The sequence below is a fragment of the Corallococcus sp. AB038B genome, from assembly GCF_003668955.1.
GTDB classification, from domain to species: domain Bacteria; phylum Myxococcota; class Myxococcia; order Myxococcales; family Myxococcaceae; genus Corallococcus; species Corallococcus exiguus.
Genome location: NZ_RAWO01000011.1, coordinates 26,781 through 46,928, shown reverse-complemented (window position 1 = coordinate 46,928; position 20,148 = coordinate 26,781). Strand labels below are relative to the sequence as shown.

The window sequence follows — 20,148 nt, the reverse complement described above, 5'->3', positions numbered from 1 at the left end:
AGTCTCCGTTCATCACGACGACTTGAAGGTCTGGCTCCAGGTGGGAGCCACCTTCTCGATGAGCGTCACCAGCTCCGGCGGGATGTCTCCGGCGCCGGTGAGGGGGCGGACTTCCATCACGTCGTCGTTGCCCATGCCGCCCGGATAGCGGCGGGCCCATTCGATGGCCTCCTCCTTCGACTTCACCTCCAGCACGTAGAAGCCGCCGATGAGCTCCTTCGTCTCCGCGAAGGGGCCATCCTTCACGCTGGACTTGCCGTCCTTGAAGACGACGTGCGCGCCCGGGGAGGGGCTGAGGCCTTCCGAGGCGACGAGCACTCCGGCCTTGTGCATTTCCTCGTTGAATTTCATCTGCGCGATGAAGACGGCCTCGTCGAAGGGCGCGTCCGAGTGCGTGGGCTCGAGGGTGGAAGGGCGGGGGATGAGCATGAAGCGCATGGGGGCTCCTGGGTGTGAGGTGTGGCTCCATCCGCACGACGAACGGCCGTGCGGCGGATCGACACGGGTATTTCACGAGCCGGTGCGCTTGAAGCGCAACCCCCGGGCTCAGTTCAAGCGGGTCCGCTCCAGCTCCACGGCGTCCGCGCCGGCGGGCTGGCGGAGCGGAAGCGAGGGCTCGTTTACCGCGCGCCAGATGACCTCCGCCACGTCGAGCGACCGGGTGACCGGATCCGAGGTTTGCCCCTTCATCCGCTCGAGGAAGCTCCGCGCGAAGTCGGCGTACGGCTCGGGGACGGTGACGCCCTGGTCCTGCATCCGGGTCCGGGCGTTCTGGCCGAAGGGCGTCTCCGGGGACCGCCCCGGAATCACCAGGCTCACCCGCACACCGACGGACTGCAGCTCCAACGCGAGCGACTCCGTGAACGCGTTGAGCGCTGCTTTGCTCGCGGTGTACACGGAGAGCATCGGGAGCGGCTTCTGCGTCGTGCTCGACGAGACGTTCACGATGACCCCGGCCTTGCGTCGCGAGAACTGGGGGAGGAACGCCTGGGTCACGGCCATGGCGCCGAACGTGTTCGTTTCGAAGGTGCCTCGGATCGTCTCCATCGAGGTGCCTTCGAAGATGCTCATCAGGCCGATGCCCGCGTTGTTGACCAGCACGTCGATGGGGCCGGCGTCCTCCACCAGCTTGCGGATGCTCGCCGGGTCGGTGACGTCGAGCGGGAGCACGCGCAGGTGCTCGGAGTGGGGCAGCACGTCCTCGCGCGGCGTGCGCATCGTGGCGATGACCTTCCAGTCCCGCTCGAGGAAGTAGCGGGCCGTCTCGAGGCCAAATCCAGTCGAGCATCCGGTGATGAGAATCGTCTTCATGGTGGCTCCTTCGCGGTGGTGGCTTCGGTGACGGATATACGGAGCCGGAACCGGACGTGCTACAACAGGGAGTCCAGATTTCATTCGCAGGAGTCCAGCCCTGGTCGATCCGCTCGCTGAAGTGGTCACGCTGCTCCAACCGGGCGCGCCGTTCTCGAAGCGCGTCAGCGGGGCGGGCCTGTGGCGCGTGCGGCGCTCGGATCCCGGGCGGACCTTCTACTGCGCGGTCCTCGAGGGGCTGTGTCGCCTCGCGGTCACGGGAAGCGCGCCCGTGACGCTCCAGAAGGGGGACTTCGTCCTGGTTCCCTCGGCGCTCGAGTTCACGGTGTCGAGCGTCGAACCTCCGAAGGGGAAGCGCGACCCCGCGCACGTCATGTTGCCCGACGGCGAAATCCGCCATGGCGACCCCAGCGCCGCGCCGGACGTCCGGATGCTGGTGGGCCACTGCGTCTTCGCCTCACCGGACGCGCACCTGCTCGTCTCGCTCCTCCCTCGGTTCGTGCACGTTCGCGGTGAGCGGAGGCTCGCCACCCTCGTGGAGCTCGTGAGGGAGGAGTCCCGCGAACAGCGGCCCGCGCGCGACGTCATCCTCTCCCGCCTCCTGGAGGTGCTCCTCATCGAAGCGCTCCGCTCCTCGGCGGGCACCGCGGCATCTCCGGGTCTCTTGCGCGGGCTCGCCGACGAACGCTTGTCTGTCGCGATCCGCCGGATGCACGAGCGCCCGACCCAGGCGTGGACCGTGGCGCAGCTGGCGAAGGAGGCCGCGCTGTCCCGTTCCTCGTTCTTCGAGCGCTTCAACCGCGCGATGGGCGTGGCCCCGATGGAGTACCTGCTCGGCTGGCGCATGGCCCTGGCGAAGGACCTGCTGAGGCGCAAGCAGGAGGTCACCGTCGCCGAGGTCGCGGAGCAGGTCGGCTACAGCTCCGCGAGCACCTTCAGCGTGGCCTTCACCCGCCACGTCGGACTGCCGCCCACGCATTACGCGCGGGAGCAGGCGGCATCGTGACGAGCCTTCACGGAGACCCGCCGAGCGGCCAGTCCCCGGGCGGACGACCTGGAGGGGCGCCGGACGCGGCCCCATGCGTCGGACCCCGGTGGTAGAGCTGTCCCGCCATGGATGATCCCACCGACAGGGACCCGGACCGCCGCCGGGAACCTCGCAAACCGAAGCCGCCCCGGAAGGTGTCGCAGCGCTACCTGGAGAACGCGGCGCTGCACTACCTCAAGCGGTACGCGGCCACGGTGAGCCAGCTCAAGCGCGTGCTGATGCGCCGGGTGGACCGCTCCGTGAAGTTCCACGGCACCGACCGCGCGGAGGCCGTGGGCTGGGTGAATGCGCTGGCGGAGAAGCTCATCCGCAACGGCCTCGTCAACGACCGGACCTACGCGGAGACGCGCGTGCACTCGCTGCGCGCGTCCGGCCGCAGCGCCCGCGTCATCACCCAGAAGCTGCGCATGAAGGGCGTGGCGCCGGAGCTGGTGCAGGAGAAGCTGGCGGAGGCCACCCAGGACGTGCCCGAGGACGCCGCCGCCCGCATCTGGGCGCGCAAGAAGCGGCTGGGCCCCTTCCGGCGCGACCTGAGCACGCGCGAGGAGAACCGCAAGAAGGACCTGGCGGCGCTCGCCCGCGCGGGCTTCTCCTTCACCATCGCGAAGCGCGTCATCGACGGGACGGCGGAAGACCTGCCGCCCCGCGACTGACGGCGCTGGGGCTCAGTACATCTTCAGGTCGTACTTCGCGGTGGGCGTGTAGTCGGACCCCGACGGCCGGCCGCGCGTGTCGGTGATCTTCACCGCGTAGACGCCGTTCGCCACGACGTTCGCCGTCGCGCGGTAGACGAAGCAGGACGGGGTGATTTGCGAGCAGATGGTGCTCGACGTGCTGCCCACGAGCGAGCCCAGCGTGCGGGTGGCGTAGTTGTACGCGTAGATGTCGATGCGCATCCACGGGCCGTTGCGCAGGTTGTAGGTCTCCACCGTCATCACCTGGTTGATGGGCGTGGCCACCAGCACCCAGTCCACGTCGTTCTGACGGTGGAAGGAGTGGTTGAGCTGCGGCGTGCCCAGGTACGAGGACGCGGTGGTGTGCGTGTTGTCGCTCTCGTACGAATCCGGAGGCGCCAGCAGGCAGTTGGCGGGCGGGCTGAAGCCGCCGTCGTTGACGCAGACGTTGCTCACGCAGTTGCAGCCGGAGGTGCAGTCCGCCCCGGTGGTGCAGGCACGCACGGGGGCCTGGTCGCAATAGCCCGCGGGCGGCGGCGGACCGAAGACGGAGATGCACTGGCCACCTTCGCAGCCACAGCCGGACACGCAGTCGAGGTCCGTGGAACAGACCCGCAGCTCCGACTCCTGCGTCGCCAGCGCCTCCGACTGCAGCGTGGCCTCCTCCACGCTCCCGCAGCCCACGACGAACAGCGCCAGCACCGCCGCACTCCAACGAAGCATCTTCACAGAGCCCCCTCGGGTGGGAATCCCGGAAAGGGGCGCGGAAGTGCGCCGCCTGAAGGGAATCCTTGTTTCACCCAAAGTGAAGTCTGCCTTCCAGGGATTGGCTTGGCAATCCCTATCAAGTTCAACAATGGGTGAGACTCGGGACCTGGGAAAGTGCGCTTCCCAGAGGGGGGTTCCCTGCCCTGCAGGTGTTTGACGCGACATTGAGGGCTGCGGATTTGTGATGCCATTGCTACTTTCCGGCGCGAGCATTCTTCTCGTCCCCCGCGAGCCCCCTCTCATGTCTCTTTCTTTGTGGACCATCGATCCGGCCCATTCGGCCGTGCTCTTCATTGCCCGTCACATGGTGGTCGCCCGCGTGCACGGCCGCTTCGAACGCGTGTCCGGCACGCTGAAGGTGGATCCCCAGTCCCCCATGCAGGGCGAAGTGGACGTGCGGGTGGAGCTGGACATCCAGGCCACGCCCTCGAAGGGCTGAAAACACCACGGCCCGGCGCCCTCTCGCTTGGTGGAGGGACACCGGGCCGTTTTCGGCCTGCTGTCTGGCTTTGACTACTCCTGGAGGTGCGTGACGGTCAGCGCCGGGTCCGCGGCGATCTCCGCCTCCGTGTAGCGACGGTCCACCCACTGCTTCTGGGAGAACATCGCCGTCTGGTCCGCGTACCAGGGCGAGGCCGGGTTGGTGGACTGGGAGTAGGTGAGCACGGACTTCGCCACGGGGCCCGCGTCCGTGAAGGACACGGCCATGACGAAGCTGGAGCCCAGGACGGGCTCATACGTGCCGTCCGGCAGCAGCTGGTTGGCGATCTGGTTGAAGCAGCCCTCGTCGTGGGCGCAGCCGTGCACCGGGTAGAAGATGCCGTTCTTGCGCTTGCCCTGCACGGAGCCCGTCGTCGCGTCCAGGGCGATGCCGCGCTCGCGCAGCGTGCGGATGGCGGTGCCCAGCGCCTGGGCCACCTGCGGGTTCAGCGTGTTGAGCGTGCGCGGCGTGTTGACGGGGTCGTTCGCGTTGAAGGGCACCAGGTACGGACCGCCGGTGGCGCCCACCGCGGTGAAGAGGAACACGCGCCAGAGCAGCTCGCCCCGGCTGTCCAGGTCGCCCTTCAAATCCCACGCGGCCAGCACGGGGCAGGCGGGGCGCAGGTCCTCGAAGGAGAGGTCCGGCATCAGCACGAAGGGCGTGCGGCGGCACAGCGACACCGCGGCGTCGCGCAGCAGCTCGCCGGAGTAGTTGCGGTTGTTGAACATCACCGTCTGGAGCTGCTCGAGCGTGAAGCCCTGGCCCGCCAGTCCGTCCGTGCCCGCGATGCGGCCCTGCACCATCTTCAGGCCCAGGCGGGTGCGCAGGCTGCGCACGTTCTTCTCACCGCCCAGGATGCGCGGGAAGCCGGTGAGCGGCTGGGCGGGGTTGGGCAGCCAATAGCTGTCATTGGAGTTGGTGACGTAGTCGGCGCGGGTGAGGCGCGGCAGGCTGCCCGGGCCGAAGATGCCCGGCTCCACCGCGTCCGCGTCGCTGCCCAGCGCGCAGTCGGAGCGCGAGCCGTCCAGCACCGGCAGCCCCGCGCTCGCGAGCACCAGCAGCGGGATGGGGGACAGCACGCAGCGCAAGAGCTTCGCGTCGGTGACGTGCGGCACCACGCTCATGTCCGCGTAGTACGCGCGGCCCTGCGCGTCCGTGGCGATGGTGTTCACCCACGGGATGCCCTGCCAGGTGGCCTGCGCCGTGTGCAGTTCTTCCACGTTCGCCGCGCGGTCCATGGCGAAGAAGGCGTCCAGCAGGCGCAGGTTGGAGGCGTTGGCGTCATGGAACGCGTAGCCGGTGAGGCCGTTCCACGTCATCAGGCCGGACGGGTACTCCATCATCGGGCCCAGGTGCGAACGGTAGAAGGTGTGCTGCCGCGGCGTGAGCGAGCCGTCCGCCGCCTTCGCCTGCACCGTGACGGTGCGGGTGGTCATGTCGCGAATCTGGCCGTCGTACAGGTACTTCGTGGGGAAGCCCGGGATGAGCTTCAGCTCGAAGGGGGTGAAGCGGTACGCGGTGGAGACGGTGTGGCTCCAGGCCAGCGTCTCGTTGTGGCCGATGAGGATGGCGGGCACGCCCAGCAGGCTCACACCGGAGACGTTGAGCTTGCCCGGCACCGTGAGGTGGGCCTCGTAGAAGCGCTCCGAGCCTTCCCAGGGGAAGTGCGGGTTGGCCAGCAGCATGCCCTTGCCGTTGCGCGTGGCCTGGCTGCCCAGGCCGAAGGCGTTGCTGCCCAGGCCCAGCGTCTCGGAGCTGGGGAACACCTTGCGGTCCAGCGTGGCGGGCGCGGGCAACGGCAGGGGCAGCGTTCCGTCCGGCAGGAGGGATGGGGGCTTCGCGTCCACCAGCGCGTCCAGGAAGAAGAGGGAGCTGGCGAAGAGGCTGAGCTGGTAGTAGCGCCGGTACAGGTCGCGCTCGGTGATGGGGCGCACCCAGGCCGCGCCCTTGCAGCGAGGATCCGTCAGCCCGTCCACGCCGGTCTCCGCCAGGTAGCGGTTGAGGCCCGCGGTGTAGCCGCGCACCAGTTCGCGCGCGTCCTGGGACGGCCCCAGGGGCGGCGGCTTCGCCAGCAGTGCCTCCACCGTGCCGTCGTCGTTGATGGCCTGGTAGAAGAAGTCGCTCTTCAGGTTGTTGTACTGGCTGCCCAGCGCGGCCAGGTACGTGCCGTCCGGCCCGAAGTAGCGCGAGCGTTCGGCATTCACCGTCACCAGCGCGTCCATCAGCGCACAGAAGTTGTCCTGCGCGAACGCGTAGCCGTAGCCGTAGCCCACGCCCGCGAAGTCGTCCGCCAGCACGTGGGGAATGCCGTGCGCGGTCCTGCGCACGGTGGCGGAGAGGCTGCCCGCTCCCAGCTTCATCTCCGCCGTGGAGCCTTCCGGCGCCGGAGGCGTCGCGGTGCGCGGCTCACACCCGGTGGCCAGCAGCAGCGCCGTCAGCGGCAGCAGCCGGGCGCCGCCGGTCCTTCCGTTACGTCCATCCATTCGAGGGATTCCTTTCACGGCGAGGAGAAATTCCCTTCTAATTGTAGAAACGCATCACTCCTGGATCGCGCCGGGCCGCGAGCCGAGCGGAATCCCGTGTTTACGTGTATGGCTGCGGCCTGGGAGCCCGGAGTGCCGGTCATGGCGCGCGGGCCCGGTGTTTCACGAAAGGAAACCAGCACATGAAACGGATGTTCGCGGGCGCGCTCGTCGTCGCGGCGTTGGGGACCCTGGGGTGTGGTGGGGCGAAGGCCTCCGGGCAGGGCGCGGAGGTCGGGACGGCGCGGCAGTCGCTGGAGGATTTGCGCGCGGGTTTGAGGGCGGCGGACCAGGCCATGTCGGACGCGGCGGAGAAGGCCGGTTCGGCGCAGGCGTTCTCGGACTTCGTCGCGGACGACGCGGTGCTGCTGGTGGACGGCACGTACGCGCCGAAGGGCAAGGAGGCCATCCGCGCGTGGCTGGCCGCGCATCCGCTGGAGGCGGAGGGCAAGGTGCGCTGGGCGCCTGTGCGTTGGGACGTCAGCGCGGACGGGACGCTGGGGTACTCGGTGGGCAACGTGTCCGTGGAGTCGGGCGGCACGTCGGTGCGGCCGTCCTCGCGCTACATCACCGCGTGGAAGCGTCAGCCAGACGGGCAGTGGCGCGTGGCGGTGGCGGTGCTCAACGCAGCCAAGACGGCGATGACGGCGCCCGCGGGCTTCGCTCCTTCGTCCACGCTGCCGGCGCCGGAGCCGCGCGCGCTCGCGCCCGCGCAGGCGCTGGAGGAGGCGAAGGCCGCGGACCGCGCGTTCTCCTCCATGTCCACGTCCGAGGGCATGGGCAAGGCCTTCGCCGCCTACGCCGCGGAGGACGTGGTGATGCCGCTCGGATCCGCGGGCATCTTCGGCCATGACGCCATCGCGAAGGCGTACGCGCCGTTCACGCTGGAGGCCATCGACCTGCGCTGGGAGCCGGTGCTGGGAGACGCGGCGGGCTCTGGCGACCTCGCGTACACGGTGGGCCGCGCCATCGCCACGGGCAAGGACGAGAAGGGCCAGCCGGAGGTGGACCACGTGAAGTACCTCACCGTCTGGCGCCGGCAGGCCGACGGCCAGTGGCGCTACGTCACCGACGGCGGCAACTCCAGCCCCGGCCCTCAGGGGCCGTGACACATCGCCGTGGTTGGCCCCTCGGCGTGAATGTTTCAGCAATATTCCGTCAATAGCTGAAATAGCTGTTTAGTCTTGTATTCCGGACTGACGCACCGCAAGAAGGGAGCTCCCCCGTGGTGAGGAGTTCCCCTTCATGCGTACCCCTCGTTCCGTGCGTCGGTTGTCGCTGTCGTTCGTTCCGCTGTTCGCGCTCGCGGCCTGTGGTGGCCCGGCCGAGCCCGTCGCTCCTGAAGCTCCGGCACTCACCGCTCAGAAGGCCGCGCTCACCGAGTTGCTCACGAACGGCACCTTCAACTCCGGCTCGGTGGCGCCGTGGTGGAACAACGTCAGCACGCAGTCGTATGTGGAGAGCGGCAAGTGGCGTGTGGACGTGGCTGCGAACACGGCGAACCCGTGGGACGCCATCGTGGGACAGAGCGGCCTGACGCTCACCGCCGGGAAGACGTACACGCTGGCGTTCACCGCCACCGCCACGGCGACCATCACCGCGCAAACCACCGTGCAGCAGGAGGTGGCGCCGTACACGGCCACGCTCACGCGGACCTTCACGCTGGATGGCACGTCGCGCCGGTTCTCGTTTCCCTTCACGTCCTCGTTCTCGTCCGGCCAGGGGCAGGTGACGTTCCAGCTGGGCGGCCGCGCCAACGCCGTCACCGTGCGGCTGGATGACATCTCGCTCACCACCGAGAGCGGTACCGGCTCCGGTCCGGTGGCGATGACGAGCGGCTTCTACGTGGACCCCAACTCCAACCCCGCGGTGTGGGCGCGCAACAACAGCGGTGATGGCCGCGCGGCGCGCATCAACGCGTCCATCGCCTCGAAGCCGATGGCTCGCTGGTTCGGCAACTGGAACGGCAACATCGCCCAGGATGTGTCCAACTTCGTGGCCGCGGCGGACACTGCGGACAAGCTGCCCGTGCTGGTGGCGTACAACATCCCCGGCCGTGACTGCGGCAGCCACTCCGGCGGTGGTGCGGGCAGCGCGGACGCGTACCGCACCTGGATCTCCGCCTTCGCGACGGCCATCGGCAACCGGCCGGCGGTAGTCATCGTGGAGCCGGACGCCGTCGCGCAGCTCGACTGCCTCCCGAACGACGCGGAGCGCACCACGCGGCTGGGCCTCATCCGCTATGCCTCCGAGCAGCTGCGCGACCGCGCGCCCAACACCTGGACGTACCTGGACGGCGGCAACGCGAGCTGGATCGCCGCAGACACCATGGCGCAGCGTCTGGAGTCCGCGGGCGTGCGCAACGTGCGCGGCTTCTCCCTCAACGTCTCCAACTTCTATCCCACCGCTCAGTCCACCACGTACGGCAACGCGGTGAACGCCGCGCTGAACAGCCGCTACGGCTACACGCGGCAGTACACCATCGACACCAGCCGCAACGGCAACGGCTCCAACGGCGAGTGGTGCAACCCCGGTGGCCGCAAGCTGGGCGTGACGTCGCAGACGGGCGGCGGCGCGGAGATGCTCCTGTGGGTGAAGACGCCGGGGGACTCGGATGGCCAGTGCGGCATTGCTCCGGGCACGCCCGCCGGACAGTTCAGCCCGGACCTGGCGAACCGCCTCATCGACGGCACCTGAGCTCCTCGCGGTGGCTGTACGAGCAGGGCTCCGCGCAGTGGCCGGAGGCGCGGCTGAAGAGCATCATCCAGGGGGGCACTCGCAACCCGTGCATCGTCCAGAGTATCGGTCCCGTCACGCTGGTGGTGGGCGAGCCCCTGTAGTCCTCACGACGTGAAAACGCCTTCCCTGGCGCGAGGCTGGGGAAGGCGTTGGGACGACACTGGGATGCGCGGGTCCTAGCTGGACTCGCCCACGCTCAGGCGCCGGCTGGCTCCGCCGTTGCCCTTGCCCAGGGGCTGGGTGCGCTCCAGGTTGGCTTGGGCCAGGGCCTCGCGCTGCTCGGTCGTCTTCGCGGTGCCGTCCTTCTTCACCGTCATCACGCCGCCGCTGCCGTGCTGCTCCTGCGCCTGGGAGATGCTCTTCTTCAGGTCGCTGGCCTTCACCCAGTAGGCGCCGTTGACGGGGTCGCGCACACGGTAGAGGTCGTCGTCCGTGCTCTTGCTCTTGCCCGGGTTCACGCCGTCGATGGTGAGCCAGTGCAGCTCGCCGCTGTCCGGGCCCTTCTCGCCCTCCGCCAGCGTCGTGTTGAGCAGGGCGTTGGAGTCCACCAGTGCCAGGGCCATCTGCCCGTTCTTCAGCGCGCCGCTCAGCGCGTCCGTGTTGCACTCGTCGAAGCCGTTGGTGACCTTGATGCCCATGCTGCCCAGCATGGCGCCCATCTCGTCCGCGGTCGCGCCGTCATCCAGGTTCACGTCCACGCGGTCCTTCACCGACGTGGTCATGGTGTCCGCCTTGTTGCGGACCTTCTCGCGGGCCTCCTGCTGCGTCAGCGGGGCGGCCTCTTCGGCGCTGGACTGCTCCAGGTAGGTGAGGGTGGCCTCCGCGCAGCCCTTCTTGCTCGTCTGCGCCACGGTCGTCTGCGGCGCGTTCCAGCCCTGCTCCTTCTGGGCCTGCGTCGCTTCGTTGGTGGGGATGGCGCTGGCGGCCGGATCCGTGCCCGGAGGCGGGGGGGCGGCCAGGGACGGCATGCCCATCTTCTGGGCGCGCTCCTCCTCGAAGGAGTCCAGGTAGCGGCCTTCAGCGGGGTTGACCGCCTTGGCGTCCGGAGCGTCCGGCAGGGGCTCCTTCACGGACTGGGCGGCCGCCGCCATGTCCGCGCGGGCCTGCTCCGCGGCCTGGCGGATGCGGGCCATGACCGAATCGAGCTTGGAGCCAATTCCGAGAGCCATCGACGTCTCCTGTCGCGTCTGGGTCTTTTTCCTCCCGCATTATCCGCGCAGGACTTTGGAGGTTGCTTCCGGATCACGGCTTTTGAGGGAAGCGCGTGATTTCAGACGCAACCGGGCAGGCGGCCGTGCCGAGAAACATGGAATCCTGGAGTGAGGGGTACACTGGACCCATGGCGAACCGGCATGACAGGGACGACGGGCCTTCCGCGCCCGGCTCCGCGCCGCGCGTTTCGACGTCGCGAGAAACTTACGGTACGGGTCGCGGCAGCGCGCCCGCGACGGGGCGGGGTGGGGCGGAGGCGTCGGCGCCCTCGCGAGGGGCGGGGGGCGGCGAGTCGCAGCGGCTGTCCTCGCGTCAGGTGGGCCGGTTCGTTCCTCTGAAGGTGCTGGGGCAGGGAGGCATGGGGGTGGTGTACGCCGCCTATGATCCGGACCTGGACCGCAAGGTGGCGCTGAAGCTCCTGCGGGTGAAGGGCGGCCACGAGGACGTGGAGCAGGGGCGGGCGCGGCTGTTGCGCGAGGCCCAGGCCATGGCGCGCATCTCGCATCCCAACGTCATCCCCGTTTTCGAGGTGGGGCAGTGGGACCACCAGGTCTACGTGGCGATGGCGCTGGTGGACGGCGGCACGCTGCGCGACTGGACGAAGGCGAAGCCCCGGTCGTGGCAGGAGCTGTTGGACAAGTACCTGGCGGCGGGGCGGGGCCTGGAGGCGGCGCACACGGCGGGGCTGGTGCACCGGGACTTCAAGCCGGCCAACGTGCTGGTGGGCAAGGACGGGCGCGTCTACGTCACGGACTTCGGGCTGGCTCGGCCCATGGGCGAGGCGGAGGACGACGACGGCGAGCGCACGCGGCCGGTGGGGGACGACTCGCCGTTGAACTCGCAGCTGACGCAGGCGGGCCTGGTGATGGGCACGCCCGCGTACATGTCCCCGGAGCAGTTCCGGGGCGAGCTGCTGGACTCGCGGTCGGATCAATTCAGCTTCTGCGCGGCGCTGTACCGCGCGCTGTATGGCATCCGCCCGTTCGACCCGGACGAGCTTTCGCGGGTGGCGTCCCAGCTGCGGCCCCAGAGTGGGGCGGATGACGAGCCCGGCGTGACGGGCGCCGCGGCGGTGCAGGTGCTGCCGCCGTCGCCCATCCTGGAGCCGCCGCGCGAATCGAAGGTGCCGGCGTGGGTGCGCCGTGCGCTGATGAAGGGACTGTCGCTGGAGCCTCGCGACCGGTTCCGCTCCATGGCGGAGCTGTTGACGGTGCTGGGCCAGCGGGAGCGGCGGGCCCTGCTCCAGCGCCGCGCGGGAGCGGCGGTGGCGGCCACGGTGGTGCTGGGCGTGGCGGGCGGGGTGGCGTGGTCTCGCTCCCAGGTGTGCGAAGGGGCGCCGGCCCTGGTGGCGGAGCGCTGGGGACCGGACGCGCGCGAGAAGGTGATGCAGTCATTCCTCGCGACGAAGAGCCCGGTGGCGCAGGACATGGCTCGCCGGGTGGGCGTGGTGCTGGACGGCTACGGCGCGGAGTGGGCGAAGCAGCACACGGCGGCGTGCGAGGACACGCGCGTGCGCGAGGTGCAGACGGAAGAGCTGTTGTCCCAGCGCTTCGTGTGCCTGGAGCGGCGGCGCAAGGACCTGGGCGCGCTGGTGGCCACGCTGCAGACGGCGGACGTGGCGCTGGTGGACAAGTCGCTGGACGCGGCGTACGCGCTGCCCTCGCCGGGCGACTGCGCGGACGTGGAGTCGCTGACGGAGCTGCAGCCCCGGCCCGCGGATCCCGCGAAGCGCGCGGAGCTGGATGCACTGGAGGGGACGCTGGCGGAGGTGAAGGCCCGCGTGGACCTGAGCCGGGTGCCCAAGGCGCTGGAGATGGCGAAGGCCGCGGAAGCGCGCGTGATGGCCACGGGCTACCTGCCGCTGATGGCGGAGCTGCGATTCCACCTGGGCTGGGCTCAGGCGGTGCTGGGCGACAAGGCCGCGGGCGGCGCGGTGCTGGAGCAGGCCGTCTACGACGCGGAGGCCGGCAGGGCGGATCGGCTCGCGGTGTCGGTGATGAACAAGCTGCTCTACGTGGACGGCGAGCAGGAGCAGTTCGTGCTCGCGCAGCGCTGGGGCCGATTGGGCGAGGCGACGCTCAAGCGCGTGGGTGGCGACGCGGTGCTGGAGAGCGACCTGAAGGTGAACGCGGCCAACCTCGCGCTGATGCAGGACCATCCGGACGACGCGTTGAAGCTGCTGGAGCAGGCGTCGGGGCTGCTGGCGAAGGCGCTGCCGGAGGGGCACCCCAAGCGGGCGCGGGTGGCGTTCACGCTGGGGCGCACGCTGCTGGAGACGGGCAAGAGCGCGCAGGCGGTGACGGTGCTGAAGGACGCGCTCGTCCAGACGGAGAAGGCGGTGGGGCCCGTGCACCTGGACACGGCGCGCCGGCATCAGGCGCTGTCCATGGCGCTGCGCGAACAGCGGGACTTCACCGGGGCGCTGGAGCACGCGCGGGTGTCGGTGTCGCTGCACCGCACGCTCCTGGGGAACGAGAGCGTGAAGCTGGCGGAGGCGCTGGACGAGGAGGGCATGAGCCTGCTCGCGCTCAAGCGCTACCCGGACGCGCTGCGGGACTACGAGGAAGCGCTGAAGGTGAAGGAGGCGAAGCTTGGGCCAGAGGACGAGCTGGTCTACTACTCGCTGGACGGAGTGGGTCAGGCGCAGCTGGGTCTGGGCCGCACGCGCGACGCGATTGCCTCGCTGAAGCAGGCGCTGTCCTTCAAGGAAGTGCAGGAGGACTCTCTGGGTGAGTCCGGCTTCGCGCTGGCGCAGGCGCTGTGGACGGAGGGCGAGGAGGCTGAGGCGCGCGACTCGGCGTCACAGGCGCTCGCGCGCTTCAGGTCCGCGGGACGCACGGCGCAGTCGAAGGAGGTGGAGGCGTGGCTCTCTGCTCGGCCCGCGCCGGTGGTGAAGGCGAAGGCGGTGCCCGTGTCCGCCGGGCGCGGTGGTAAGCGCAGGCGGTAGGCTTGGCCGCGCCGGTGCCTCGGGGTGTTGTCTGCGTCCGTCACGCGCAGCGAGCGCAGTCGGTAGGCCTATCCGCGCGGGTGTCGCGGGCTGCTGCCTGCGTCCATTACGAGCGGTGAGCACGGGCGGTAGGCCTGACCGCATCGGTGCTGCAGAGCGCTGCCTACGTCCGCCACGCGTGGTGCATGCGGACGGGCGCGCTTCAGGCCTCCGGAGGGCTCAGCACTCCGGCAGGCCGACGCTGAGGTTCGCGACTTCCAGGACGTTGACCGCGAGGCCGCCGCGCGCGGTTTCCTTGTACTTGTCCTTCATGTCGCGGCCGGTGTCGCGCATCGTCTTGATGACCTTATCCAGGCTGACGAAGTGCCTCCCGTCGCCAGACAGTGCCATGCGCACGGCGTTGATGGCCTTCACGGACGCCATCGCGTTGCGCTCGATGCAGGGCACCTGCACCAGCCCGCCAATCGGGTCGCAGGTGAGCCCCAGGTTGTGCTCCATGGCGATCTCCGCCGCGTTCTCCACCTGCAACGGCGTGCCGCCCAGCACCTCCGCGAGCCCTCCCGCCGCCATGGAGCACGCGCTGCCCACCTCCCCCTGGCAGCCCACCTCCGCGCCGCTGATGGACGCGTTCTCCTTGTAGAGCGAGCCAATGGCCCCCGCCGTGAGGAGGAAGCGCACCACGCCGTCCGCGTTCGCTCCCGGCACGAAGCGCCAGTAGTAGTGGAGCACCGCCGGGATGATGCCCGCCGCGCCGTTGGTGGGCGCCGTGACGACGCGCCCTCCCGCCGCGTTCTCCTCGTTCACCGCGAGCGCGTACAGGTTCACCCAGTCCAGCACCGTCAACGGATTGGTGAGCCCCGCTTCCGGCCGGCTGATGAGCCGCTGGTACATCGCCGCCGCGCGCCGCTCCACCTTCAACCCGCCGGGCAGGATGCCACCCGTGGTGTACCCGCGCGTCACGCACGCCTGCATCACCGTCCAGATGCGCAGGAGCCCCGCCCGGATGTCCTCCTCGCTCCGCAACGTCAGTTCGTTGCGCAGCATCACGGAGCTGATGGGCTGCTTCTCCCGCTCGCAGTGCTTGAGCAGCTCCTCCGCGGACTTGAAGGGCAGCGGCACCGACGCGCTCTCCGCGCGCAGCGGATCCGCGCCCGTCGTCGCCTGCTCGTCCACCACGAAGCCGCCGCCCACCGAGTAGTAGATGCGGCAGGCCAGCGTCTCCCCGCCCTCGCTGAACGCGGTGAAGCGCATGCCGTTGGGGTGGTAGGGCAGCACCTTGCGCTTGTGCATCACCAGGTGCTCGCCGTCGCGGAAGGGGAGCACCAGCCGCTGGAGCAGCGACACGCGCCCCTCCGTGCGCCAGTGCGCGACGATGGCCGGCACCTTCTCCACGTCCACGTCCTCGGGCGTGTCGCCGCGCAGGCCCAGCAACACCGCCTTGTCGCTGCCGTGTCCCTTGCCCGTCGCGCCCAGCGAACCGAACAGCTCCACCTTGAGCCGCGTCACGCGCTCCAGGAGTCCTGCGTCCGACAGCCCCACCACGAACGTGCGGGCCGCGCGCATGGGCCCCACCGTGTGCGAGCTAGAGGGTCCAATTCCAATCTTGAAGAGGTCGAAGACGCTGACAGGCATGGCGCTTCCCACCATGCCACGTTCATCGCGCGCCGCCTGTGACACCCCACTCACGACGCGCTGCATGCATCCACTTCAAGTCATGCAGGCTGAAAGACAACACGTCCCGCGTGCGCCCGCTCCTCCGGGCGTAGGGGAAGTTGCCATGCCAAGCATGACGCGAGCGGGCTAACCGGCGGCGGGCTGGGGGCCCGTGGCGGGCTGGGGCGGCGAGGCGGGCGTCTTCGGACGGAAGGCGAGCAGGCGCAGGCCGTTGAAGACGACGAGCAGCGTGCTGCCCTCGTGGAGCACCACGGCCTGGCTGATGCGCGTGATGCCCAGCACGGCGGCCACGACGAGCACCGCGCTCACGCCCAGCGCGATGACCAGGTTCTGCTTCATCACCGCCGTGGCGCGCTTGGACAGCTCCAGCGCGAAGGGCAGCTTCGCCAGGTCGTCGCTCATCAGCACCACGTCCGCCGTCTCCAGCGCCGCGTCACTGCCGGCGCCGCCCATGGCCACGCCCACCGCGGCGGCGGCGAGCGCGGGCGCGTCGTTGACGCCGTCGCCCACCATGGCCACCGGGTACGTGCGGCCCAGCTCCTTCACCGCCGTCACCTTGTCCACGGGCATCAGCGGCGCCTTCGCCTCGTCCAGGCCCACCTGCTGCGCGATGGAGCGGGCCACGAGCGCGTTGTCGCCGGACAGCATCACCGTGCGCTCGATGCCGCCCGCCTTCAGCGCCTGCACCACCTGCCGGGCGCCGCCGCGCAGCGTGTCCGCCACGCCCAGCACGCCCAGGTAGCGGCCCGCGCGGCGCACCACCATCGTCGTCTGGCCCGCCTCCTCCAGCCGCGCCACCTCGGCGGTGACTTCCGCGGGAATCGCCTCGCCCGCGAAGAGGGCCGTGCTGCCCACCTCCACCGCGTCATCGCCCACCTTCGCGCGGATGCCCTGGCCGTGGATGGCCTCCAGGTCGCGGCCTACGGGCACGGCGACGCGAGCCTCGGCGGCGCCGTCCACCACCGCCTTGGCCAGCGGGTGCGCGGACAGCGCCTCCACGCTCGCGGCGGTGCCCAGCAGCTCCTCGCGCGTCACGCCCGGCGCGGCCCACGTGGTGAGCAGTCGGGGACGGCCCACGGTGAGGGTCCCCGTCTTGTCGAAGGCGATGGCGCGGATGCCGCTCAAGAGCTCCAGGTAGATGCCGCCCTTGATGAGCACGCCGCCGCGCGCGGCCGCCGCCACCGCGGAGAGCACGGCGGACGGCGTGGAGATGGCGAGCGCGCACGGCGACGCGGCCACCAGCAGCCCCACCGCGCGCAGCACCGCTTCCTTCATCGGCGTACCCAGCAGCACCAGCACCACCGGGAACACCACCGCGGACGCCATCACGAGCGGCGCCACGGTGCGCTCCAGGCGCTGGGCGAAGCGCTGCCGCTTGCCCTTCTGCGCCTCTGCCTGCGCCACCATGTCCACCACGCGCGCCAGCACGGACTCCGACGACAGGCGCGTCACCTCCACCTCCAGCGCCGCCTCGCAGTTGATCGTGCCGGAGAACACCTCGTCGCCCGGCTTGCGCGCCACCGGCATGGACTCGCCGGTGATGGCCGCCTGGTCCAGGGAGCTCTTGCCTTCGAGGATGACGCCGTCCAGCGGGACGCGGTCGCCCGGGCGCACGACGATGCGCTCACCGCGCTTCACGTCCGCCACCGGCACCTCCACCACCTCCGAGCCCCGGCGCACGCGCGCCACCTCCGGACGCAGCTGGCCCAGCGCTTCGATGGAGCGGCGCGCCTTTTCCATGGCCCGGTGCTCCAGCGCGTGGCCCGCGCTGAAGAGGAAGAGCAGGAACGCGCCCTCGAACCAGGCGCCGAGCACCGCCGCGCCCAGCGCCGCCACCACCATCATCGTCTCGATGTCGATTCGCAGCTGCGCGATGGACTGCACCGAGCCGCGAATGGCGAAGAAGCCGCCGCTCGCCATCGACAGCGCCCAGAGCACCGTGGCCACCAGCGGCGGCGCCAGCGCGAAATGGTCCACCACGAAGCCCGCCGCCAGCAGCACGCCGGAGACGACCACCAGGGGCAGCTCCAGCAGCGGCGCAAGTCCGCCACCGTGCGCGTGGTGCGAACAGGCGTGGCCCGCCATGGGCACTTCCAGCCCGTACCCGAGCGCCTTCACCCGGGCCTCCACGTCCGGGAGCTTCAACTCCACCTTGTCGTATTCGATGACCAGGCGCTCGCTGGCGTACGCGACGCTGGCGGTGAGCACGCCCTTCATCTTGGAGACCGCATGCTCGATGACCTGGGCCGCGTCCGCGGAGTCCATCCCGCGCACGAACCAGGTGTGATGCAGGTAGCGCGCGGCCACCTGCGCGCCCGTCTTCTGCGCGAGCGCGACCAGCTTCGACACACTCACCAGCGACGGCTGGTAGTGGATGCACACCTCCGCGTGGCCCGCGTCGCGGCGCAGGTGCACGTCGGTGATGCCGTGCTGCGACTCCAGAGCCGCCTCCAGCCGCGCGAAGCGGCCCTGGTCATCCGTCTCTCCCGGCAGCGTGCCCTCCAAGTCCAACTGGAGCGCCGAGCCGCCTCCTTCCGCCGGACGGTGGTCCGGCGGACGGATGACGCGCTGGGAGTGGGCATGGCCGTGGTGGTCATGCCCGTGGTCATGGTCATGGAGGCAGGAGGCAGAATGGACGTGCGTCAGGCCGTCCGCTTCGTCGTGGTCGTGACCGTGATGGTCATGACCATGATGATCATGGCCATGGTCGTGGTTGCACCCCGGGCCGTGGACGTGGCGCTGCACGGCGTTGCCGGCGGGCTGCGCCTCCTTGAGGCCCTTGATGTTCAACGCGCCGAACCGCGAACCGCTCTTCTTCTGCTCCGACATGGCTTGGCTCTTCCTGTCGCCTTAGTGGCGGTGTCCGCGGCGTGAGTGAGAGGGCGCGGCGGCCGGAGGCGGGGCTTCCGCCTTGTGGTCGTCGTCCTCATCCTCGTCGTGGTCTCCGTCCTCGTGCTCCTCGGGGACGGGCTGGTCGAAGCGCTGGCCGGCGACCTCCAGCGTGAAGCGCTTGCACGTCGGGGGAATGTCGAACTCCAGCACCGCGGGCAGGCGGCCCTCGTACGTCTTCAGCACATTGCCCTGCTCGTCGTAGACGGTGCCGCCGGCGGCGACCGTCATCGTCTCGTCCACCAGCACGGCCACGAGCTCCGCCATCTCCTCCATGCGGTCCGCGTGGCGGTGGCACCAGAGGTGTCCCACGCCCGGATAGGTCGTATGGGAGATCTCCTCCATCTGCTCCTCGTCCACGTGCTCGCCCACGCCCATGAAGACGAAGTTGATGCGCGGCAGGCGGCCGGAGGCGATCTCCTTGGCCACCTGCGTGGCGTAGGCCGTCACGTCATGGGCGTCGTTGATCTGCGAGTCCGTGATGATGACCGCCAGGCCCCGCTTGGCGCCTTCGCCCACCTGCTGCTTGATGTGCGCCACGAAGTCGCGCAGCACCGGCAGCATCACCGTGGCCTTGCCGTAGGACTTCGGCCCGGGGAAGCGGTAGCCCTTGGCCTGCGGGCCCGTGAGGTCGCCCACCATCTCCAGCTGGGTGCCGTCGCCGCAGGCCCAGTAGGTGACGCGCACCTTGCCGTCCCGGTCCTTGTTGGCCAGGTACTCCAGCATCCACTGCATCTGCGGCTCGACCTGGTTCTTCACCGGGGCGAGCTTCGCCAGGATGCCGCGCGGCCCGTACGCGTTCTCCATGCTCGCGGAGCCGTCCATGTAGAGGGCCACGTCCAGGCCCTCCACGGTGGGGTCGTGCAGCAGCGTCGCGACGACCTTGTTGCCCATCCGGTGGACGTCGGAGAAGGGGCGGTTGATGACTTCGTGGCCGGCCATCAGTGGTGGTCCTCGTCTTCGTCCTCGTCGTGGTGCTCTTCATCGGGGAGCGGCTGGGTGTAGCGCTGGCCGTTCACCTCCAGCGTGAAGCTCTTGGCTTCCTCCGGCACGTCGAACTCCAGCACCGCGGGCAGGCGGCCCTCATACGTCTTCAGCACCGTGCCCTTGTCGTCGTAGATGGTTCCGCCGGCAGCGACCGTCATGGTCTCGTCCACCAGCACGGCGACCAGCTCCGCGACCTGGGTGATCTCCTTCGCGATGCGGTGGCACCAGAGGTGGCCCACGCCCGGGTACTCCGCGTGGGCGATGTGCTCCAGCTGCTCCTCGTCGATGTCGTCGCCCACGCCCACCAGCACGAAGTTGATGCGCGGCAGGCGCCCGGAGGCGATCTTCTTCGCCACCTCCGCGGAGAACTTCTCCACCGCTTCGGCGTCATGGAGGCGGCCGTCGGTGACGATGATGGCGCAGCCGCGCTTGGCGCCCACCTTCACCTGCTCCTCCAGGTACTTCACGTAGTCGCGAAGCGCGGGCTCCATGTACGTGTAGCCACCCAGCTGCTTCGCACCGGGGAACTTGTACTGCTTCACGTCGGTGCCCTTGAGCTCACCCACGGGCTCCACCTGGCGGCCGCTGGTGCCACAGGCCCAGTAGGCCACGCGGAGCAGACCGTTGCGGTCCTTGGTGGCCAGATACTCCAGCATCCACCGGACCTGCGGCTCCACGTCGTTGGAAGCCTCCTTCATCGGGGCGCCGCGCAGCCACTCCAGGAAGGTGCGCTGCTGCGTCTTGTAGGCGTACTCCTCGCGCATGCTGCCGGACGCGTCCATGTAGATGGCCATGTCCAGGCCTTCCACCGTGGGGTCGTGCAGCAGCACCGCGCGCACGCGGTCTCCTTCGCGGTGCAGGTCCGAAAACGGCTCGATCGGCTTCTCGTGTCCCAT

General features: G+C 69.8%; 15 protein-coding genes. 6 read left to right on the top strand and 9 right to left on the bottom strand.

Annotation, left to right across the window (positions count from 1 at the left end; genetic code table 11):
- Positions 1-12 precede the first annotated feature (12 nt).
- Both D7Y04_RS31945 and D7Y04_RS31940 read right to left on the bottom strand, forming a co-directional pair.
- Positions 13-438 carry a YciI family protein gene (locus D7Y04_RS31945; RefSeq protein ID WP_120599031.1) on the bottom strand — a complete coding sequence of 142 codons (426 nt, stop codon included), beginning with the start codon at positions 436-438 and terminating at the stop codon, positions 13-15.
- A 108-nt stretch (positions 439-546) separates the two neighbouring features.
- Positions 547-1,311, bottom strand: a complete 765-nt coding sequence (locus D7Y04_RS31940) for an SDR family oxidoreductase (RefSeq protein ID WP_121761718.1) — start codon at positions 1,309-1,311, stop codon at positions 547-549.
- 121 nt (positions 1,312-1,432) lie between these two features.
- Here D7Y04_RS31940 and D7Y04_RS31935 point away from each other — a divergent pair, with 121 nt between their 5' ends.
- A complete protein-coding gene (locus tag D7Y04_RS31935) occupies positions 1,433-2,317 on the top strand; it encodes an AraC family transcriptional regulator (protein ID WP_304988643.1) in 885 nt (294 codons plus the stop codon).
- A gap of 107 nt (positions 2,318-2,424) precedes the next feature.
- On the top strand, positions 2,425-3,012 hold the full coding sequence (locus D7Y04_RS31930) for a regulatory protein RecX (RefSeq protein ID WP_120599034.1): 588 nt from the start codon (positions 2,425-2,427) through the stop codon (positions 3,010-3,012).
- Positions 3,013-3,024: 12 nt separating this feature from the next.
- On the opposite strand, the gene D7Y04_RS31925 is transcribed toward D7Y04_RS31930, so the two are convergent.
- The gene (locus D7Y04_RS31925) at positions 3,025-3,756 is read right to left on the bottom strand and encodes a hypothetical protein (protein WP_147477229.1); all 732 of its coding nucleotides are present in this window, start codon (positions 3,754-3,756) and stop codon (positions 3,025-3,027) included.
- A gap of 286 nt (positions 3,757-4,042) precedes the next feature.
- Here D7Y04_RS31925 and D7Y04_RS31920 point away from each other — a divergent pair, with 286 nt between their 5' ends.
- Entirely contained in the window at positions 4,043-4,240 is a 198-nt protein-coding gene (locus D7Y04_RS31920) for a YceI family protein (RefSeq protein ID WP_121761715.1), read from the top strand.
- 74 nt (positions 4,241-4,314) lie between these two features.
- Here the strand turns inward: D7Y04_RS31920 and D7Y04_RS31915 are convergent, their stop codons facing one another.
- Complete coding sequence (locus tag D7Y04_RS31915) at positions 4,315-6,765, bottom strand: acylase (RefSeq protein WP_121761714.1); 2,451 nt, start codon at positions 6,763-6,765, stop codon at positions 4,315-4,317.
- A 182-nt stretch (positions 6,766-6,947) separates the two neighbouring features.
- Here D7Y04_RS31915 and D7Y04_RS31910 point away from each other — a divergent pair, with 182 nt between their 5' ends.
- Positions 6,948-7,913 carry a DUF4440 domain-containing protein gene (locus tag D7Y04_RS31910; RefSeq protein WP_121761713.1) on the top strand — a complete coding sequence of 322 codons (966 nt, stop codon included), beginning with the start codon at positions 6,948-6,950 and terminating at the stop codon, positions 7,911-7,913.
- Between the two features lie 136 nt (positions 7,914-8,049).
- On the top strand, positions 8,050-9,501 hold the full coding sequence (locus D7Y04_RS31905; RefSeq protein WP_121761712.1) for a glycoside hydrolase family 6 protein: 1,452 nt from the start codon (positions 8,050-8,052) through the stop codon (positions 9,499-9,501).
- Positions 9,502-9,719: 218 nt separating this feature from the next.
- Here D7Y04_RS31905 and D7Y04_RS31900 read toward each other — a convergent pair whose 3' ends face one another.
- Positions 9,720-10,712, bottom strand: coding sequence for a hypothetical protein (locus D7Y04_RS31900; RefSeq protein ID WP_121761711.1), 993 nt, complete (start codon positions 10,710-10,712; stop codon positions 9,720-9,722).
- Positions 10,713-10,882: 170 nt separating this feature from the next.
- Here D7Y04_RS31900 and D7Y04_RS31895 point away from each other — a divergent pair, with 170 nt between their 5' ends.
- Positions 10,883-13,702 (top strand): serine/threonine-protein kinase, encoded by a 2,820-nt coding sequence (locus D7Y04_RS31895; RefSeq protein ID WP_121761710.1) that lies wholly within the window; start codon positions 10,883-10,885, stop codon positions 13,700-13,702.
- Between the two features lie 219 nt (positions 13,703-13,921).
- Here D7Y04_RS31895 and D7Y04_RS31890 read toward each other — a convergent pair whose 3' ends face one another.
- The 4 genes from D7Y04_RS31890 to D7Y04_RS31875 all read right to left on the bottom strand — a co-directional run bounded on the left by D7Y04_RS31890 (position 13,922) and on the right by D7Y04_RS31875 (position 20,148).
- Positions 13,922-15,334 carry an L-serine ammonia-lyase gene (locus D7Y04_RS31890; RefSeq protein WP_121761911.1) on the bottom strand — a complete coding sequence of 471 codons (1,413 nt, stop codon included), beginning with the start codon at positions 15,332-15,334 and terminating at the stop codon, positions 13,922-13,924.
- A 168-nt stretch (positions 15,335-15,502) separates the two neighbouring features.
- Positions 15,503-18,205 carry a cation-translocating P-type ATPase gene (locus tag D7Y04_RS31885; protein ID WP_120596720.1) on the bottom strand — a complete coding sequence of 901 codons (2,703 nt, stop codon included), beginning with the start codon at positions 18,203-18,205 and terminating at the stop codon, positions 15,503-15,505.
- Between the two features lie 21 nt (positions 18,206-18,226).
- On the bottom strand, positions 18,227-19,207 hold the full coding sequence (locus D7Y04_RS31880; RefSeq protein WP_120596719.1) for a VWA domain-containing protein: 981 nt from the start codon (positions 19,205-19,207) through the stop codon (positions 18,227-18,229).
- Positions 19,207-20,148: a vWA domain-containing protein gene (locus D7Y04_RS31875; protein ID WP_120596718.1), complete on the bottom strand. Its 942-nt coding sequence runs from the start codon at positions 20,146-20,148 to the stop codon at positions 19,207-19,209. The genes D7Y04_RS31880 and D7Y04_RS31875 overlap by 1 nt, the downstream gene beginning before the upstream one ends.

Excerpts from the sequence above, each read along its gene's own strand:
- D7Y04_RS31905 (WP_121761712.1), top strand. The coding sequence starts at position 8,050 with ATGCGTACCCCTCGTTCCGTGCGTCGGTTGTCGCTGTCGTTCGTTCCG.
- D7Y04_RS31930 (WP_120599034.1), top strand. The coding sequence starts at position 2,425 with ATGGATGATCCCACCGACAGGGACCCGGACCGCCGCCGGGAACCTCGC.
- D7Y04_RS31940 (WP_121761718.1), bottom strand. The coding sequence starts at position 1,311 with ATGAAGACGATTCTCATCACCGGATGCTCGACTGGATTTGGCCTCGAG.
- D7Y04_RS31880 (WP_120596719.1), bottom strand. The coding sequence starts at position 19,207 with ATGGCCGGCCACGAAGTCATCAACCGCCCCTTCTCCGACGTCCACCGG.
- D7Y04_RS31885 (WP_120596720.1), bottom strand. The coding sequence starts at position 18,205 with ATGTCGGAGCAGAAGAAGAGCGGTTCGCGGTTCGGCGCGTTGAACATC.
- D7Y04_RS31920 (WP_121761715.1), top strand. The coding sequence starts at position 4,043 with ATGTCTCTTTCTTTGTGGACCATCGATCCGGCCCATTCGGCCGTGCTC.
- D7Y04_RS31910 (WP_121761713.1), top strand. The coding sequence starts at position 6,948 with ATGAAACGGATGTTCGCGGGCGCGCTCGTCGTCGCGGCGTTGGGGACC.
- D7Y04_RS31925 (WP_147477229.1), bottom strand. The coding sequence starts at position 3,756 with ATGCTTCGTTGGAGTGCGGCGGTGCTGGCGCTGTTCGTCGTGGGCTGC.
- D7Y04_RS31895 (WP_121761710.1), top strand. The coding sequence starts at position 10,883 with ATGGCGAACCGGCATGACAGGGACGACGGGCCTTCCGCGCCCGGCTCC.
- D7Y04_RS31875 (WP_120596718.1), bottom strand. The coding sequence starts at position 20,148 with ATGGGACACGAGAAGCCGATCGAGCCGTTTTCGGACCTGCACCGCGAA.
- D7Y04_RS31890 (WP_121761911.1), bottom strand. The coding sequence starts at position 15,334 with ATGCCTGTCAGCGTCTTCGACCTCTTCAAGATTGGAATTGGACCCTCT.
- D7Y04_RS31900 (WP_121761711.1), bottom strand. The coding sequence starts at position 10,712 with ATGGCTCTCGGAATTGGCTCCAAGCTCGATTCGGTCATGGCCCGCATC.
- D7Y04_RS31945 (WP_120599031.1), bottom strand. The coding sequence starts at position 438 with ATGCGCTTCATGCTCATCCCCCGCCCTTCCACCCTCGAGCCCACGCAC.
- D7Y04_RS31915 (WP_121761714.1), bottom strand. The coding sequence starts at position 6,765 with ATGGATGGACGTAACGGAAGGACCGGCGGCGCCCGGCTGCTGCCGCTG.